At 66.3% G+C, this 17,160-nt stretch carries 22 protein-coding genes; all 22 read left to right on the top strand.

Translation table 11 applies throughout. From position 1 onward, the window contains the following. Nucleotides 1–122: 122 nt before the first annotated feature. The 22 genes from AB0J76_RS11665 (at nucleotide 123) to rplF (ending at nucleotide 17,159) form a co-directional block, all read left to right on the top strand. Entirely contained in the window at nucleotides 123–3,998 is a 3,876-nt protein-coding gene (locus AB0J76_RS11665) for a DNA-directed RNA polymerase subunit beta' (RefSeq protein ID WP_352330499.1), read from the top strand. Between the two features lie 553 nt (nucleotides 3,999–4,551). Continuing rightward, a complete protein-coding gene (gene rpsL / locus AB0J76_RS11660; RefSeq protein WP_020542315.1) occupies nucleotides 4,552–4,926 on the top strand; it encodes a 30S ribosomal protein S12 in 375 nt (124 codons plus the stop codon). A 2-nt stretch (nucleotides 4,927–4,928) separates the two neighbouring features. Then, on the top strand, nucleotides 4,929–5,399 hold the full coding sequence (gene rpsG / locus AB0J76_RS11655; RefSeq protein ID WP_043623423.1) for a 30S ribosomal protein S7: 471 nt from the start codon (nucleotides 4,929–4,931) through the stop codon (nucleotides 5,397–5,399). A 39-nt stretch (nucleotides 5,400–5,438) separates the two neighbouring features. After that, on the top strand, nucleotides 5,439–7,538 hold the full coding sequence (gene fusA / locus AB0J76_RS11650; RefSeq protein ID WP_352327253.1) for an elongation factor G: 2,100 nt from the start codon (nucleotides 5,439–5,441) through the stop codon (nucleotides 7,536–7,538). Between the two features lie 109 nt (nucleotides 7,539–7,647). Continuing rightward, complete coding sequence (gene tuf, locus AB0J76_RS11645; RefSeq protein ID WP_352327252.1) at nucleotides 7,648–8,841, top strand: elongation factor Tu; 1,194 nt, start codon at nucleotides 7,648–7,650, stop codon at nucleotides 8,839–8,841. Between the two features lie 253 nt (nucleotides 8,842–9,094). Further along, a complete protein-coding gene (gene rpsJ, locus AB0J76_RS11640) occupies nucleotides 9,095–9,403 on the top strand; it encodes a 30S ribosomal protein S10 (protein ID WP_012887830.1) in 309 nt (102 codons plus the stop codon). A gap of 14 nt (nucleotides 9,404–9,417) precedes the next feature. Further along, entirely contained in the window at nucleotides 9,418–10,071 is a 654-nt protein-coding gene (gene rplC / locus AB0J76_RS11635) for a 50S ribosomal protein L3 (protein WP_138694761.1), read from the top strand. Continuing rightward, nucleotides 10,068–10,718 (top strand): 50S ribosomal protein L4, encoded by a 651-nt coding sequence (gene rplD, locus AB0J76_RS11630; RefSeq protein WP_352327251.1) that lies wholly within the window; start codon nucleotides 10,068–10,070, stop codon nucleotides 10,716–10,718. Before rplC ends, rplD begins: the two co-directional genes overlap by 4 nt. Next, complete coding sequence (gene rplW, locus AB0J76_RS11625) at nucleotides 10,718–11,020, top strand: 50S ribosomal protein L23 (RefSeq protein ID WP_352327250.1); 303 nt, start codon at nucleotides 10,718–10,720, stop codon at nucleotides 11,018–11,020. The genes rplD and rplW overlap by 1 nt, the downstream gene beginning before the upstream one ends. A gap of 106 nt (nucleotides 11,021–11,126) precedes the next feature. Beyond that, nucleotides 11,127–11,963, top strand: coding sequence for a 50S ribosomal protein L2 (gene rplB, locus AB0J76_RS11620; protein ID WP_125644676.1), 837 nt, complete (start codon nucleotides 11,127–11,129; stop codon nucleotides 11,961–11,963). A gap of 11 nt (nucleotides 11,964–11,974) precedes the next feature. Then, nucleotides 11,975–12,253, top strand: coding sequence for a 30S ribosomal protein S19 (gene rpsS, locus AB0J76_RS11615; RefSeq protein ID WP_030451498.1), 279 nt, complete (start codon nucleotides 11,975–11,977; stop codon nucleotides 12,251–12,253). Nucleotides 12,254–12,284: 31 nt separating this feature from the next. Next, nucleotides 12,285–12,638 (top strand): 50S ribosomal protein L22, encoded by a 354-nt coding sequence (gene rplV, locus AB0J76_RS11610; RefSeq protein WP_080043235.1) that lies wholly within the window; start codon nucleotides 12,285–12,287, stop codon nucleotides 12,636–12,638. Further along, nucleotides 12,638–13,489: a 30S ribosomal protein S3 gene (gene rpsC / locus AB0J76_RS11605; protein ID WP_352327249.1), complete on the top strand. Its 852-nt coding sequence runs from the start codon at nucleotides 12,638–12,640 to the stop codon at nucleotides 13,487–13,489. Before rplV ends, rpsC begins: the two co-directional genes overlap by 1 nt. 2 nt (nucleotides 13,490–13,491) lie before the next feature. After that, on the top strand, nucleotides 13,492–13,911 hold the full coding sequence (gene rplP, locus AB0J76_RS11600) for a 50S ribosomal protein L16 (RefSeq protein WP_125644673.1): 420 nt from the start codon (nucleotides 13,492–13,494) through the stop codon (nucleotides 13,909–13,911). Next, nucleotides 13,911–14,147: a 50S ribosomal protein L29 gene (gene rpmC / locus AB0J76_RS11595; RefSeq protein WP_026214152.1), complete on the top strand. Its 237-nt coding sequence runs from the start codon at nucleotides 13,911–13,913 to the stop codon at nucleotides 14,145–14,147. Before rplP ends, rpmC begins: the two co-directional genes overlap by 1 nt. After that, the gene (rpsQ, locus tag AB0J76_RS11590) at nucleotides 14,140–14,433 is read left to right on the top strand and encodes a 30S ribosomal protein S17 (protein ID WP_352327248.1); all 294 of its coding nucleotides are present in this window, start codon (nucleotides 14,140–14,142) and stop codon (nucleotides 14,431–14,433) included. Before rpmC ends, rpsQ begins: the two co-directional genes overlap by 8 nt. Before the next feature lie 191 nt (nucleotides 14,434–14,624). Continuing rightward, nucleotides 14,625–14,996 (top strand): 50S ribosomal protein L14, encoded by a 372-nt coding sequence (rplN, locus tag AB0J76_RS11585; RefSeq protein ID WP_090769698.1) that lies wholly within the window; start codon nucleotides 14,625–14,627, stop codon nucleotides 14,994–14,996. A gap of 8 nt (nucleotides 14,997–15,004) precedes the next feature. Then, nucleotides 15,005–15,292 carry a 50S ribosomal protein L24 gene (gene rplX / locus AB0J76_RS11580; RefSeq protein WP_352327499.1) on the top strand — a complete coding sequence of 96 codons (288 nt, stop codon included), beginning with the start codon at nucleotides 15,005–15,007 and terminating at the stop codon, nucleotides 15,290–15,292. Then, nucleotides 15,292–15,867 (top strand): 50S ribosomal protein L5, encoded by a 576-nt coding sequence (gene rplE / locus AB0J76_RS11575; RefSeq protein WP_352327490.1) that lies wholly within the window; start codon nucleotides 15,292–15,294, stop codon nucleotides 15,865–15,867. Before rplX ends, rplE begins: the two co-directional genes overlap by 1 nt. Nucleotides 15,868–15,871: 4 nt before the next feature. Further along, nucleotides 15,872–16,057, top strand: coding sequence for a type Z 30S ribosomal protein S14 (locus AB0J76_RS11570; RefSeq protein WP_020542298.1), 186 nt, complete (start codon nucleotides 15,872–15,874; stop codon nucleotides 16,055–16,057). 144 nt (nucleotides 16,058–16,201) lie between these two features. Further along, on the top strand, nucleotides 16,202–16,600 hold the full coding sequence (gene rpsH / locus AB0J76_RS11565; RefSeq protein WP_125644666.1) for a 30S ribosomal protein S8: 399 nt from the start codon (nucleotides 16,202–16,204) through the stop codon (nucleotides 16,598–16,600). A 16-nt stretch (nucleotides 16,601–16,616) separates the two neighbouring features. Next, a complete protein-coding gene (rplF, locus tag AB0J76_RS11560) occupies nucleotides 16,617–17,159 on the top strand; it encodes a 50S ribosomal protein L6 (protein ID WP_352327491.1) in 543 nt (180 codons plus the stop codon). Nucleotide 17,160 lies beyond the last annotated feature (1 nt).

The raw sequence follows: 17,160 nt of genomic DNA, 5'->3' as shown, positions 1-17,160 counted from the left end.
ATGTCCATCGAGATGCGCGACACCGACGAGGACGTCTTCCGCGCGGCGGAGGAACTCGGTATCGATCTGTCCCGGCGTGAGCCGAGCAGCGTGGAAGAAGTCTGAGGGGGAGATCGCACACAATGCTAGACGTCAACTTCTTCGACGAGCTCAGGATCGGTCTTGCGACCGCCGACGACATCCGTCAGTGGTCGCACGGCGAGGTCAAGAAGCCCGAGACCATCAACTACCGGACTCTCAAGCCGGAAAAGGACGGACTCTTCTGCGAGAAGATCTTCGGTCCGACCCGCGACTGGGAGTGCTACTGCGGCAAGTACAAGCGCGTCCGGTTCAAGGGCATCATCTGTGAGCGCTGCGGCGTCGAGGTGACCCGGGCCAAGGTGCGTCGTGAGCGGATGGGCCACATCGAGCTGGCCGCGCCCGTCACGCACATCTGGTACTTCAAGGGCGTGCCGTCGCGCCTCGGCTACCTGCTCGACCTGGCCCCGAAGGACCTGGAGAAGGTCATCTACTTCGCGGCCTACATGATCACGCACGTCGACACCGACATGCGTGAGCGTGACCTGCCCTCGCTGGAGGCGAAGATCTCCGTCGAGCGGCAGCACATCGAGCAGCGCCGTGACGCCGACGTCGAGTCCAGGCAGAAGAAGCTCGAGTCCGACCTGGCCGAGCTGGAGGCCGCCGGCGCCAAGGGCGACCAGCGGCGCAAGGTCCGCGAGGGCGCCGAGCGCGAGATGCGCCAGCTCCGCGACCGTGCCCAGCGCGAGCTGGACCGGCTCGACGAGGTCTGGAGCCGCTTCAAGAACCTCAAGGTCCAGGACCTCGAGGGCGACGAGCTGCTCTACCGCGAGATGCGCGACCGCTTCGGCCGCTACTTCAAGGGCGGCATGGGCGCGCAGGCGATCCAGGACCGCCTGATCAGCTTCGACCTCGACGCCGAGGCCGAGAACCTGCGCGAGACCATCCGCAGCGGCAAGGGCCAGAAGAAGGCCCGCGCCCTCAAGCGGCTCAAGGTCGTGTCGGCGTTCCTGAACACCACCAACTCGCCGCGCGGCATGGTGCTCGACTGCATCCCGGTCATCCCGCCGGACCTGCGCCCGATGGTGCAGCTCGACGGTGGCCGGTTCGCGACCTCCGACCTCAACGACCTGTACCGCCGGGTCATCAACCGGAACAACCGCCTCAAGCGTCTGCTCGACCTCGGCGCCCCCGAGATCATCGTGAACAACGAGAAGCGGATGCTCCAGGAGGCCGTCGACGCGCTGTTCGACAACGGCCGTCGCGGTCGCCCGGTGACGGGCCCCGGCAACCGGCCGCTGAAGTCCCTCAGCGACATGCTGAAGGGCAAGCAGGGCCGGTTCCGCCAGAACCTGCTGGGCAAGCGAGTCGACTACTCCGGCCGTTCGGTCATCGTCGTCGGCCCGCAGCTCAAGCTGCACCAGTGCGGTCTGCCCAAGCAGATGGCGCTGGAGCTGTTCAAGCCGTTCGTGATGAAGAGGCTCGTGGACCTCAACCACGCGCAGAACATCAAGTCGGCCAAGCGGATGGTCGAGCGCGCCCGCCCCGTCGTGTGGGACGTGCTCGAAGAGGTCATCACCGAGCACCCGGTGCTGCTCAACCGCGCTCCGACGCTCCACCGTCTGGGCATCCAGGCGTTCGAGCCGCAGCTGGTCGAGGGCAAGGCCATCCAGATCCACCCGCTCGTCTGCACCGCCTTCAACGCGGACTTCGACGGCGACCAGATGGCCGTGCACCTGCCGCTGTCGGCTGAGGCCCAGGCCGAGGCACGCATCCTGATGCTCTCGACCAACAACATCCTCAAGCCGGCCGACGGCAAGCCCGTGACGATGCCCACCCAGGACATGGTCATCGGCCTCTACTGGCTGACCACCCAGAAGGAAGGCGCGATCGGCGAGGGCCGCGTGTTCGGCTCGATCGCCGAGGCGCAGATGGCCTTCGACCGCCGTGAGCTGGAGATCCAGGCGAAGATCCAGATCCGGGTCAAGGACGTCCTGCCGCCGCGCGACTGGGTCGCTCCGGAGGGCTGGGAGCAGGGTGACCCGATCCGGCTGGAGACGACGTTCGGGCGGTGCCTGTTCAACCAGACGCTCCCCGAGAGCTACCCGTTCGTCAACTTCCAGGTGGGCAAGAAGCAGCTGTCCACGATCGTGAACGAGCTGGCCGACTCCTACCCCAAGGTCGAGGTCGCCAACTCGCTCGACGCGCTCAAGGACGCGGGCTTCCGCTGGGCGACCCGCTCCGGCGTCACGATCTCGATCGAGGACGTCGTCGCGCCGCCGAACAAGACCGACATCATGGAGAACTACGAGCGCCGGGCCGACAAGGTCCAGCGCGAGTACGAGCGTGGTCTGATCACCGACGAGGAGCGCCGCCAGGAGCTCATCGAGATCTGGACCCACGCCACGGCCGACGTCGAGACCGACATGGTCAACGCCTTCCCGGCGACCAACCCGGTCTGGATGATGGTCAACTCGGGCGCCCGTGGTAACAAGATGCAGGTCCGGCAGATCGCCGGCATCCGTGGCCTGGTGTCCAACACCAAGGGCGAGACGATCCCGCGGCCGATCAAGGCCTCCTTCCGCGAGGGCCTGTCGGTGCTGGAGTACTTCATCTCCACCCACGGTCAGCGAAAGGGTCTGGCCGACACCGCCCTGCGTACCGCCGACTCGGGTTACCTGACCCGTCGTCTGGTGGACGTCGCCCAGGACGTCATCGTGCGTGAGATCGACTGCGGCACCGACCGCGCGGTCCCGCTGCACGTCGGCGAGCGTGACGCGTCCGGCAACCTGGTCAAGGCGGAGAACGCCGAGTCCAACGTGCACGGCCGCATCCTGGCCGAGGACGTCGAGGTCGACGGCAAGGTCATCGTCCCGGCGGGTGTCGACATCAACGACATCCACGTGACGAAGCTGGTCGAGGCCGGCGTCGAGACCGTCCGCACCCGCAGCGCGCTCGTCTGCGAGGCCAAGATCGGTGTCTGCGCGACCTGCTACGGCCGCTCGCTGGCCACCGGCAAGCTCGTGGACGTCGGCGAGGCGGTCGGCATCATCGCCGCCCAGTCGATCGGTGAGCCCGGCACGCAGCTGACGATGCGTACGTTCCACACCGGTGGTGTGGCCGGCGCCGACATCACCCACGGTCTGCCCCGTGTCACGGAGCTGTTCGAGGCGCGCATCCCCAAGGGTGTCGCCCCGATCTCCGAGGCCGAGGGCCGGGCCAGGATCGACGAGACCGACAAGACCAGGAAGATCGTCATCACCCCCGACGACGGGTCGGAGGAGATCGCCTACCCGGTCTCGATGCGTTCGCGCCTGCTCGTCCAGGACGGTCAGCGCGTGACGGTCGGCCAGCAGCTGATCGCCGGTGCGGTCAACCCCAACGAGGTGCTGCGCATCCTCGGCCCGCGGGCCGTGCAGCTGCACCTGGTGGCCGAGGTCCAGCAGGTCTACCGGTCGCAGGGTGTGTCGATCCACGACAAGCACATCGAGATCATCGTGCGGCAGATGCTCAAGCGCGTGAACGTGCTGGAGTCCGGTGACACCGACCTGCTGCCCGGTGAGCTGGTGGAGCGTCCGCGCTTCGAGCAGATGAACCGTGAGACGGTGGCCGAGAGCGGCTCGCCGGCCGCGGGCCGTCCGGTGCTCATGGGCATCACGAAGGCGTCGCTGGCCACCGAGTCGTGGCTGTCGGCGGCCTCCTTCCAGGAGACGACCAGGGTCCTGACGGACGCGGCGATCCACGCCAAGTCCGACTCGCTGCTGGGCCTGAAGGAGAATGTCATCATCGGTAAGCTCATCCCGGCCGGTACGGGCATGCCCCAGTACCGCAACATCCGGGTCGAGCCGACCGAGGAGGCCAAGGCCGCCATGTACACCGTCGGCGGTTACGACGGCTCCGCGGCCGACTACACCTTCGGCACGGGCAGCGGCGAGGCCGTCCCGCTGGAGGAGTACGACTTCGGTCAGTACAACCGCTAGCAGTTCGCAGGCGCCGCGCCCGGGTCTCTCTCCTGAGAGGCCCGGGCGCGGCGCTTTTCCGGCCGTACGCGCTGCCGTAGACGGCCCCTGACGCCCTGTAGGAGTGGACGGGCCCCGGGGGGCCGGTCCGGCGGCATGACGGTCTGGGGGCCGGTTGCGGGGCTCCCCGGCGAATCGGCACACGTCGGTCCCCGGGGCCGGTATCATTGCGGCGGCGCTTCGGATGGGCTGGATGAGACGGGCCCCGGTGGCACGGAGCGGCGATGCCGACAGGCGTTGCCGTGCCGTTTTGACGTGTCGGCTGGGCCTGGGTAGTCTTGAGCATCGTGCCCGTCTCTAGCGGGCTTTCGGCTGTGCGCTCATATCCATAGGGAGAGCGTCGGCTGGACTCTCAGGCTCGCCAGTCTCCGTGGCTGTGTCCGTGCGAATAGCGCGACACGCCCGACCGCGGGGGCACCGAGACGAGGAAAACCAGCAGGTCATGACACCGGCAGAACCTGCGAAATGCAAGACCAATGACGTAACACCGGCCAAGGCACGAAACGGAGTGGCAGTGCCCACTATTCAGCAGTTGGTCCGCAAGGGCCGGCAGGACAAGGTCTCCAAGACCAAGACTCCTGCCCTCAAGGGGAGTCCGCAGCGGCGCGGCGTGTGCCAGCGCGTCTACACCACGACCCCGAAGAAGCCCAACTCGGCACTGCGCAAGGTGGCCCGCGTTCGGCTCACGAACGGCATCGAGGTCACGGCTTACATCCCCGGTGTGGGCCACAACCTGCAGGAGCACTCCATCGTGCTCGTGCGTGGCGGTCGTGTGAAGGACCTGCCTGGTGTTCGCTACAAGATCATCCGCGGTTCGCTCGACACCCAGGGTGTCCGCAACCGCAAGCAGGCCCGCAGCCGCTACGGCGCGAAGAAGGAGAAGAGCTAACAATGCCTCGTAAGGGTTCTCCTGGCCGTCGTCAGCTCATGTCTGACCCGGTTTACAGCTCGCCGCTGGTGACCGCCCTGATCAACAAGGTGCTCCTTGACGGCAAGCGCTCCATCGCGCAGTCGATCGTCTACGGCGCCCTCGAAGGCTGCAGGGAGAAGACGGGCAACGACCCGGTCGTCACCCTCAAGCGCGCGCTTGACAACGTCAAGCCCACCCTCGAGGTCCGCAGCCGCCGTGTCGGTGGCGCGACGTACCAGGTGCCGGTCGAGGTGCGCGCCGCGCGCAGCACCACCCTGGCCCTGCGCTGGCTGGTGCAGTACTCCCGCGCCCGCCGCGAGAAGACCATGACCGAGCGCCTCATGAACGAGCTCCTCGACGCCAGCAACGGCCTCGGGGCGAGTGTCAAGAAGCGCGAGGACACCCACAAGATGGCCGAGTCCAACAAGGCCTTCGCCCACTACCGCTGGTAACCCGGCGGGTTCGACGAGACGACGAGGACGCGAGTTAAAGTGGCCGCTACGACCGCTCTTGACCTGGCCAAGGTCCGCAACATCGGGATCATGGCCCACATCGACGCGGGCAAGACCACCACGACCGAGCGCATCCTGTTCTACACCGGCATCAACTACAAGATCGGTGAAGTCCATGAGGGCGCTGCCACCATGGACTGGATGGAGCAGGAGCAGGAGCGCGGCATCACGATCACGTCTGCCGCGACGACCTGTGAGTGGATCGGTCACACCATCAACATCATCGACACTCCGGGTCACGTCGACTTCACCATCGAAGTGGAGCGCTCGCTCCGCGTCCTCGACGGTGCCGTCGCCGTGTTCGACGGTGTCGCCGGTGTCGAGCCGCAGTCGGAGACGGTGTGGCGGCAGGCTGACCGGTACGAGGTCCCGCGCATCTGCTTCGTGAACAAGATGGACCGTGTCGGCGCGGAGTTCCACCGCTGCGTCGAGATGATGGTCAGCCGCCTGGGCGCGACCCCCGCTGTGATCCAGCTTCCGTGGGGTGTCGAGGCCGACTTCAAGGGCGTCATCGACCTCATCAAGATGAAGGGGCTCATCTGGAGCGCCGACGCGGCCAAGGGCGAGATGTACGACACCGTCGACATCCCGGCCGACCACGCCGACGCCGCCCGCGAGTGGCGTGACCGCCTCATCGAGACGGTCGCCGAGAACGACGACGAGCTGATGGAGCTCTTCCTGGAGGGCACCGAGCCCACCGAGGAGCAGCTGATCGCGGCCATCCGCCGCGCCACGCTGAGCAGCGCCATCAACCCGGTGCTGTGCGGCACCGCGTTCAAGAACAAGGGCGTTCAGCCCCTGCTCGACGCGATCGTCGCCTACCTCCCCGCCCCGACCGACATCCCGGCGTTCAAGGGTTACGCGGTCGGCAACGAGGAGAAGGTGATCGAGCGTCACGCGGACCCGGCCGAGCCGTTCTCCGCGCTGGCCTTCAAGATCGCCAGCGACCCGCACCTGGGCAAGCTCACCTACATCCGCATCTACTCCGGCACCCTCGACACCGGTTCACAGGTCGTGAACTCGGTGAAGGGCAAGAAGGAGCGGATCGGCAAGATCTACCAGATGCACGCCAACAAGCGCGAAGAGCGCCCGCAGGCGATCGCCGGTCAGATCGTCGCCGTCATGGGTCTGAAGGACACCACGACCGGCGACACCCTTGCCGACCCGGCCAACCCGGTCGTGCTCGAGTCGATGACGTTCCCGGCTCCGGTCATCAACGTCGCCATCGAGCCCAAGACCAAGGGCGACCAGGAGAAGCTGTCCACCGCCATCCAGCGGCTGGCCGAGGAGGACCCGTCCTTCCAGGTCCGTCGTGACGAGGAGACCGGCCAGACGGTCATCTGGGGCATGGGCGAGCTTCACCTGGAGATCCTCGTCGACCGTATGCGCCGCGAGTTCAAGGTCGAGGCCAACGTGGGCCGCCCGCAGGTGGCCTACCGCGAGACCATCCGCCGCAAGGTGGAGAAGGTCGACTACACCCACAAGAAGCAGACCGGTGGTTCCGGTCAGTTCGCGCGGGTGATCATCGACCTGGAGCCGCTGGGCGAGGGCAACGACGGTTACGAGTTCCAGAACAAGGTCTCCGGTGGCCGCGTCCCGAGGGAGTACATCCCCTCGGTCGACGCCGGCGCCCAGGAGGCCGCGGAGTTCGGCGTGCTGGCCGGTTACCCGATGGTGGGCGTGAAGGTTACGCTGACCGACGGTGCCGCCCACGACGTCGACTCCTCGGAAATGGCGTTCAAGATCGCCGGCTCGATGGCCTTCAAGGAGGCCGCGCGCAAGGCGGACGCCGTTCTTCTCGAGCCGATGATGGCCGTCGAGGTCACCACGCCCGAGGACTACATGGGTGACGTCATCGGTGACCTCAACGGTCGCCGCGGGCAGATCCAGGCGATGGACGAGCGGGCCGGCGCCCGTGTCGTCCAGGCGCTCGTGCCGCTGTCTGAGATGTTCGGCTACGTGGGTGACCTGCGTAGCAAGACGCAGGGGCGCGCGAGCTACAGCATGCAGTTCGACTCCTACGCGGAGGTGCCCCCGGGCATCGCCAAGGAGATCGTCGCGAAGGCCCGGGGCGAATAACTTCCCGGTCCCTGGCGGGGTGGTGCGAGCCACCCCGCCGCCTAGGGGTCTGGGATCTCCCGGGCCCGAGTGTGTAGACAAGTCAGTCAGATTCTCAAGGAGAGAACCAGTGGGCAAGGCCAAGTTCGAGCGGACTAAGCCGCACATGAACATCGGCACCATTGGACACATCGACCACGGCAAGACCACGCTGACCGCGGCGATCACCAAGGTGCTTCACGACCGTTTCCCCGAGCTCAACAAGGCGACCCCGTTCGACAAGATCGACAAGGCGCCCGAGGAGAAGGCTCGCGGTATTACGATCTCCATCGCGCACGTCGAGTACCAGACCGAGAAGCGTCACTACGCTCACGTTGACTGCCCCGGTCACGCCGACTACGTGAAGAACATGATCACCGGTGCCGCTCAGATGGACGGCGCCATCCTCGTGGTCGCCGCCACCGACGGCCCGATGCCGCAGACGAAGGAGCACGTCCTCCTGGCCCGCCAGGTCGGCGTCCCCTACATCGTCGTGGCGCTGAACAAGGCCGACATGGTCGACGACGAGGAGATCCTCGAGCTCGTCGAGCTGGAGGTCCGTGAGCTCCTGTCCGCGCAGGAGTTCCCCGGCGACGACCTGCCCGTCGTCCGCGTCTCCGCCCTCAAGGCTCTCGAGGGTGACGAGAAGTGGGCCGACAGCATCATCGAGCTGATGAACGCGGTGGACGAGAACGTCCCCGAGCCTCCCCGTGACACGGAGAAGCCGTTCCTCATGCCCGTCGAGGACGTCTTCTCGATCACCGGTCGCGGCACCGTCGTCACCGGTCGTATCGAGCGCGGCATCGTCAAGGTCAACGAGCAGGTCGACATCATCGGCATCAAGCCGGAGAAGACGACGACCACCGTCACCAGCATCGAGATGTTCAACAAGATGCTCGACGAGGGTCACGCCGGCGACAACGCCGCCCTGCTGCTCCGCGGCATCAAGCGCGACGATGTCGAGCGCGGCCAGTGCATCATCAAGCCGGGCACGACGACCCCGCACACCGAGTTCACCGGCCAGGTCTACATCCTGTCCAAGGACGAGGGCGGCCGCCACACGCCGTTCTTCAACAACTACCGCCCGCAGTTCTACTTCCGTACGACTGACGTGACCGGTGTTGTGAACCTCCCCGAGGGCACCGAGATGGTCATGCCGGGCGACAACACCGAGATGCGCGTTGAGCTGATCCAGCCCATCGCCATGGAGGAAGGCCTCAAGTTCGCGATCCGTGAGGGTGGCCGCACCGTCGGCGCCGGCCGGGTCGTGAAGATCATCAAGTAGCTCGACCGTCGGGGCGGCGGTCGGCCCCACATTCAGGGCCGACCGCCGTACCGCGTCAAGGGCCTCGCGTAAAGCGCCGTGATCCAGCAGTCGCTTCGGCCATAGTGACCGAAGTAACTGCCGGATCACGGAAGAAAAGACAGATCAACAGTGTCTGTCTCGTGGGGTCACGCAGGGTCAGACCTGCACCAACACAGCGGCACAAGGCCGCACGATACTTTTTCAGACGACAGCGAAGGACACCGAGGCCACTATGGCGGGACAGAAGATCCGCATCCGGCTTAAGGCCTATGACCACGAGGTCATCGACAGCTCGGCCAAGAAGATCGTCGAGACGGTGACGCGGACTGGCGCGAAGGTCGCGGGCCCGGTGCCGCTGCCGACCGAGAAGAACGTGTACTGCGTCATCCGCTCGCCGCACAAGTACAAGGACAGCCGCGAGCACTTCGAGATGCGCACGCACAAGCGGCTGATTGACATCATCGACCCGACCCCCAAGACGGTTGACTCGCTCATGCGGCTCGACCTCCCCGCGGGTGTCGACATTTCGATCAAGCTCTGAGGGAACGCACTGACATGGCTAAGACGATCAAGGGCGTCCTGGGCAAGAAGCTCGGCATGACCCAGGTCTTCGACGCGGACAACCGGATGGTTCCGGTGACCGTGGTCGAGGCCGGTCCGTGCGTGGTGACCCGGGTCCGCACCGCAGAGAAGGACGGCTACTCCGCCGTTCAGCTCGGCTTCGGGCAGGTCGACCCCCGGAAGGTCAACAAGCCGCTCGGCGACTACCTGCGTAAGCACGACATCACCCCGCGCCGTTACTTCGCGGAGATCCGCACCGACGACGCGAGCGACTACACCCTGGGCCAGGAGCTGCTGGCCGACACCTTCGAGGCCGGCCAGTTCGTCGACGTGACGGGCAAGAGCAAGGGCAAGGGCTTCGCCGGTGTCATGAAGCGGCACGGCTTCGGTGGTCTGGGCGCGTCGCACGGTACGCAGCGCAAGCACCGCTCGCCGGGTTCCATCGGTGGCTGCGCCACCCCGGGCCGCGTATTCAAGGGCCTGCGCATGGCCGGTCGGATGGGTAACGTCCGCACCACTGTGCAGAGCCTCAAGGTTCACTCCGTCGACGCCGAGAACGGTCTCATCCTGATCAAGGGTGCGATCCCCGGCGCGAACGGCAGCCTGGTCCTCGTCCGCACCGCTGCCAAGAAGGGGGCTGCCAAGTGAGCACCACTATTGACGTCCTCGACGCCAGCGGCGCCAAGGCCGGCACCGTCGAACTGCCCGAAGACGTCTTCGGCACGACGGTCAACGTTCCGCTGATCCACCAGGTGGTCGTGGCCCAGCTCGCCGCTCGCCGGCAGGGCACCCACAAGGCCAAGACCCGTGGCGAGGTCAGCGGTGGCGGCAAGAAGCCGTACCGCCAGAAGGGCACCGGCCGCGCCCGTCAGGGCTCGACCCGCGCGCCGCAGTTCACCGGCGGTGGCACCGTCCACGGGCCCGTGCCGCGTGACTACTCGCAGCGCACGCCCAAGAAGATGAAGGCCGCCGCGCTGCGCGGCGCCCTGTCCGACAGGGCCGGTGGCGGTCGCGTCCACGTGGTCAGCACGCTGGTGACGGGGGAGACCCCCAAGACCAAGGCTGCCCTGGAGGCCCTGCGCAAGATCACTCAGGCTCCCCGCGTGCTCGTCGTCGTCGACGAGGCCGACGAGCTGACCTGGATGAGCCTGCGTAACGCTCCCGAGGTCCACCTGCTGGACGCCGGGCAGCTCAACACCTACGACGTGCTCGTGCACGACGACGTGGTCTTCACCCAGGAGGCGTACGACCAGGTCGTCGCGCGGCTGAGCCAGGGCGGGAAGGAAGACGCCTGATGGAGAAGATCGCCGACCCGCGCGACATCATCATCAAGCCGGTCGTCTCTGAGAAGAGCTACGGCCTGATCGATGAGAACAACAAGTACACGTTCCTGGTGAAGAAGACCGCGAACAAGACCCAGGTCAAGATCGCCGTTGAGCAGATCTTCGGGGTCAAGGTCACCAGCGTGAACACCATCAACCGGACGGGCAAGCGCAAGCGCACCCGTACCGGTTTCGGCAAGCGTCCCGACACCAAGCGCGCCATCGTGAGCCTGGTCGAGGGCGATCGGATCGACATCTTCGGTCAGATCGGCTAGCAGCGCCATAGATAGGAAGCGGACCGAAAGGTCTGCGAGGGACGAGACCGTCGCATTTCGGTGCGGCGGGCTCGCCCATGTAACCGACGAAGGATGAACGAAAAAGATGGGCATCCGTAAGTACAAGCCGACGACTCCGGGTCGCCGCGGGTCGAGTGTCTCGGACTTCTCCGAGATCACCCGCAGCACTCCCGAGAAGTCGCTGCTTGCGCCCCTTCACAGCAAGGGCGGCCGGAACGTACACGGCCGGGTGACCGCGCGCCACCAGGGCGGCGGACACAAGCGCGCCTACCGGATCATCGACTTCCGTAGGCATGACAAGGACGGCATCCCGGCGAAGGTCGCTCACATCGAGTACGACCCCAACCGCACCGCCAACATCGCTCTGCTCCACTACGCCGACGGCGAGAAGCGCTACATCATCGCGCCGACCGGCCTCAAGCAGGGCGACCGAATCGAGAACGGCCCCGCTGCCGACATCAAGCCGGGCAACTGCCTGCCGCTGCGCAACATCCCGACCGGTACCTTCATCCACGCGGTGGAGCTCCGTCCGGGCGGCGGCGCGAAGCTCGGTCGTTCCGCGGGCGCCCAGATCCAGCTGCTCGCCAAGGAAGGCCAGTACGCCACCCTGCGTATGCCGTCCGGTGAAATGCGCATGGTCGACGTGCGCTGCCGGGCGTCGGTCGGCCAGGTCGGCAACGCCGAGCAGGCCAACATCAACTGGGGCAAGGCCGGCCGTATGCGGTGGAAGGGCAAGCGCCCGACCGTCCGCGGTGTCGCCATGAACCCCGTTGACCACCCGCACGGTGGTGGTGAGGGCAAGACGTCCGGCGGTCGCCACCCGGTGAACCCCAAGGGCAAGCCCGAGGGCCGCACCCGCCAGGCCAACAAGTCCAGCGACCGGCTGATCATCCGTCGTCGGAGCAAGAGGAAGAAGCGGTAGGAGCAGCCGAAATGCCACGTAGCCTTAAGAAGGGTCCCTTCGTGGACGACCACCTTCAGAAGAAGGTGGACGCCCAGAACGAGAAGGGCACCAAGAACGTCATCAAGACGTGGTCGCGGCGCTCCATGATCGTTCCCGACATGCTCGGGCACACGATCGCCGTGCACGACGGCCGCAAGCACGTCCCGGTGTTCGTCACCGAGTCGATGATCGGCCACAAGCTCGGAGAGTTCGCCCCCACGCGGACGTTCCGCAGCCACGTCAAGGAAGACCGGCGCAGCCGGCGATAGACGCCTTCAGAAGCATTTAGAGGAGTAAGCGATGGAAGCCAGGGCTCAGGCGCGGTTCGTCCGTGTCACGCCCCTCAAGGCCCGCCGCGTGGTGGACCTTATTCGCGGGCTGCCCGCTTCGGAGGCGCAGGCCGTGCTGCAGTTCGCTCCCCAGTCGGCGAGCGAGCCGATCTACAAGGTGCTCAGCAGCGCCATGGCGAACGCCGAGCACAACTTCAACCTCGACCCCAGCACGCTCGTCGTGAGCCGCGCCTGGGTCGACGAGGGCCCGACGCTGAAGCGGTTCCGCCCGCGTGCACAGGGTCGCGCCTATCGGATCAACAAGCGGACGAGCCACATCACCGTGATCGTGGAATCCCGCGAGCCGAAGGGAAGGACCCGATAGTGGGCCAGAAGGTTAACCCGCACGGGTTCCGCCTCGGCATCACGACCGACTTCAAGAGCCGGTGGTACGCCGACAAGCTGTACAAGTCGTACGTCGCCGAGGACGTGGCGATCCGCCGCATGCTGCAGAAGGGCATGGAGCGGGCCGGCATCTCCAAGGTCGAGATCGAGCGCACCACGGACCGTGTGCAGGTGGACATCCACACCGCGCGTCCGGGCATCGTGATCGGCCGCCGCGGCGCCGAGGCGGACCGTATCCGCGGCGACCTCGAGAAGCTGACCAAGAAGCAGGTCCAGCTCAACATCCTCGAGGTCAAGAACCCGGAGATCGACGCTCAGCTCGTCGCTCAGGGTGTCGCCGAGCAGCTGTCCAGCCGTGTCTCGTTCCGCCGCGCCATGCGCAAGGCGATGCAGTCGGCCATGAAGTCCGGCGCCAAGGGCATCCGTGTCCAGTGCGCCGGTCGTCTGGGCGGCGCCGAGATGTCGCGGTCGGAGTTCTACCGTGAGGGTCGCGTGCCGCTGCACACCCTCCGCGCGGACATCGACTACGGCTTCTACGAGGCCCGTACCACCTTCGGCCGCATCGGCGTGAAGGTCTGGATCTACAAGGGCGAGGCTCCGACCAGCCGCGCCGAGCGTGAGGCGGCTGCCGCCGGCGCTCGTGCCGGTCAGCGTCGCGAGCGTGACGACCGTCGTGGTGGCGGCGGCGACCGTCCGCGTCGTGGCGGCGGTGACCGTCCGCGTCGTGGCGGCGGCCGTGGCGACCGCGCCCCCCGTACCGAATCGGCCGCGCCCGCGGGCGCTGCCCCCGAGACCGGCCCGGCTGCGCAGCCGGGTGCTGAAGGGAGCTGACCATGCTGATCCCGCGCAGGGTCAAGCACCGCAAGCAGCACCGGCCTGACCGCAGCGGAGCCGCCAAGGGCGGCACCAGGGTCGTGTTCGGCGAGTTCGGCATTCAGGCTGTTGAGCACTCCTACGTGACCAACCGCCAGATCGAGTCCGCTCGTATCGCCATGACCCGTCACATCCGCCGTGGCGGCAAGGTGTGGATCAACATCTACCCCGACCGTCCGCTCACCAAGAAGCCGGCCGAGACCCGCATGGGTTCCGGTAAGGGCTCGCCGGAGTGGTGGATCGCCAACGTCAAGCCCGGACGCGTGATGTTCGAGCTGTCCGGCGTGGCGGAGTCGGTCGCTCGTGAGGCGCTCACCAGGGCGATCCACAAGCTGCCGATGAAGTGCAAGATCGTTAAGCGTGAAGTGGGTGAGGCGTGATGGCTAAGGGCCTGACCGCCGGCGAGCTGCGAGTGGAGGACCAGGACACCCTGGTCCAGAAGCTCAAGGAAGCCAAGGAGGAGCTGTTCAACCTCCGCTTCCAGGCAGCGACCGGTCAGTTGGAGAGCCACGGGCGGCTGCGCGCCGTCCGCCGCGAGATCGCCCGTATCTACACCGTGATGCGCGAGCGTGAGCTCGGCATCGTCACGGTCGAGAAGGAGTCGAGCGATGGCTGAGACCGAGACCACCGAAACCACCGAGGCTAACGACGCGCGGAACTTCCGCAAGGTCCGTGAGGGCCTGGTCGTCAGCGACAAGATGGACAAGACCGTCGTCGTCGCCGTCGAGGACCGCGTCAAGCACCGTCTGTACGGCAAGGTCATCCGCCGTACGACCAAGTACAAGGCACACGACGAGGCCAACGCCTGCGGCGTCGGCGACCGCGTGCTGCTCATGGAGACCCGCCCCCTCTCCGCCACCAAGCGGTGGAGGGTCGTGGAGATCCTCGAGAAGGCCAAGTAAGGCTCTTCTCGGATATACCGCGCCTCGTGGGGGCCTCAGGGCCCCCATGACGGCGTCCAAGGACGCGAGGTCCTCCGGGCCTCGCGTCGCCTGCGGTGCGGCCCCTTCGTGGACTGTGGCCGTGGGAACAAGACAACGACAGGTTCCGCCAGGCTCAGAGATGAGAACCGGCGCGACTAACAGGAGTTCAAGTGATCCAGCAGGAGTCGCGGCTCAAGGTCGCCGACAACACTGGTGCGAAGGAGATCCTTTGCATCCGTGTTCTCGGTGGCTCGGGCCGACGCTACGCCGGTATCGGCGACATCATCGTCGCCACTGTCAAGGACGCGCTGCCGGGCAGCACGGGCGTCAAGAAGGGCGACGTGGTCAAGGCCGTCGTCGTCCGCACGGTCAAGGAGCGCCGCCGGCCCGACGGCTCCTACATCCGCTTCGACGAGAACGCCGCCGTCATCATCAAGGACAGCGGTGACCCTCGTGGCACTCGTATCTTCGGCCCAGTCGGCCGCGAGCTGCGCGACAAGAAGTTCATGCGCATCATCTCGCTCGCCCCGGAGGTGCTGTAATGCCGAAGCTGCATGTGAAGAAGGGTGACCTGGTTCAGGTCATCGCCGGCAAGGACAAGGGTGCCAAGGGTCACGTCATCGCCACGTACCCGCGCGAGGACCGCGTGGTGATCGAGGGCGTCAACATGATCAAGAAGCACACCAAGGAGTCTCTCCAGGGTCCGCGTGGCGCCAAGACCGGCGGCGTGCAGACGATGGAGGGCCCCATCCACGTGTCCAACGTGAAGAAGCTCAAGGACGAGAAGCCCGCCGACAAGAAGGCCGACAAGGCCGAGGAGACGGGTGAGGACAGCTGATGACCGCCACGACCACTGAGACCGAGCGCCCGACGCCGCGACTCAAGACGAAGTACCGCGAGGAGATCGCGGCCCAGCTTCGCGAGCAGTTCGGCATCGAGAACGTCATGCAGATCCCGGCCCTGACCAAGATCAAGGTCAACATGGGTGTCGGTGAGGCGGCTCGCGACTCCAAGCTCATCGAAGGCGCCGTACGCGACCTCACCGCGATCACCGGCCAGAAGCCGGCCGTCGTCCGGGCGCGCAAGTCCATCGCGCAGTTCAAGCTGCGTGAGGGCATGCCGATCGGCGCGCACGTCACGCTGCGCGGCGACCGCATGTGGGAGTTCCTCGACCGCCTGCTGGCGCTGGCGCTGCCCCGTATCCGGGACTTCCGCGGCCTGTCGCCGAAGCAGTTCGACGGCAACGGCAACTACACGTTCGGTCTGACCGAGCAGGTCATGTTCCACGAGGTCGACCAGGACAAGGTCGACCGTCCGCGGGGCATGGACATCACGGTCGTGACCACCGCGACGAACGACGACCAGGGCCGGGCGCTGCTGAAGCTCCTCGGCTTCCCGTTCAAGGAGGCCTGATCCAATGGCGAAGAAGTCGCTGATCGCCAAGGCGGGGCGCAAGCAGAAGTTCGAGGTCCGGGCCTACACCCGGTGCTCGCGTTGCGGTCGTCCGCGCGCGGTGTACCGCAAGTTCGGCCTGTGCCGCGTGTGCTTCCGCGAGATGGCGCACCGGGGCGAGCTGCCCGGCATCACCAAGTCGAGCTGGTAGATACTCTGGGGGCGGCTCCGCGTCGTCCCCCGGAGTCCATGTTCAGAAGAAGACAGGACGCTTCGCGTCCATGACCGCGCCGAAGGTCCACCGGCAGAGCGCTGCTTGGCCGACTGGAAACCGCGGCGAGGAAGGCCACTGGCCATGACGATGACCGACCCGATCGCAGACATGCTGACGCGTCTGCGTAACGCGAACTCGGCGTACCACGAGAGCGTGTCGATGCCGTATTCGAAGATCAAGGCGCACATCGCCGAGATCCTCCAGCAGGAGGGTTACATCCAGTCCTGGGCCGTCGAAGACGCCAAGGTTGGAAAGAACCTCGTGGTGGAGCTCAAGTTCGGGCCTACCCGTGAGCGTTCGCTCGCGGGCCTGCGCCGGGTTTCCAAGCCCGGTCTGCGGGTTTATGCGAAGAAGGACAACCTGCCTCGAGTTCTGGGCGGACTGGGCGTCGCGATCATCTCGACGTCCGCCGGTCTCATGACCGACAAGCAGGCCGGCAAGCGTGGCGTGGGCGGCGAAGTCCTCGCCTACGTCTGGTAGAGGGGAGGAACACAGCATGTCGAGAATCGGACGGCTGCCCATCCCTGTGCCCAGTGGCGTAGACATCACGATCACCGGCCAGGATGTCCAGGTCAAGGGCCCGAAGGGCACGCTTTCTCACACGGTCGCGGACCCGATTACGGTCGGTCGTGACGACGACGGCGCCATCGCCGTCTCCCGGCCCAACGACGAGAACAAGGTCCGTGCGCTGCACGGCCTGTCCCGGACGCTGATCGCCAACATGGTGCAGGGCGTCACCCAGGGGTACACGAAGTCCCTGGAGATCGTCGGCGTCGGTTACCGCGTCCAGGCCAAGGGCCCGACGCAGCTGGAGTTCTCGCTGGGCTTCAGCCACCCGGTCATCGTCGACGCCCCCGAGGGTGTCTCCTTCCGCGTCGAGAAGCCGACCCTGTTCCACGTGGACGGCATCGACAAGCAGAAGGTCGGCGAGGTCGCGGCCAACATCCGCAAGTTGCGCAAGCCTGACCCGTACAAGGGCAAGGGCGTGCGTTACCAGGGCGAACAGATCCGCCGCAAGGTCGGAAAGGCTGGTAAGTAGG

This window comes from Nonomuraea sp. NPDC049624 (genome assembly GCF_040675255.1).
Classification (GTDB): domain Bacteria; phylum Actinomycetota; class Actinomycetes; order Streptosporangiales; family Streptosporangiaceae; genus Nonomuraea.
Note: the sequence above shows the minus strand (reverse complement) of the source record. Positions and strands in the feature narration are given on the sequence as shown.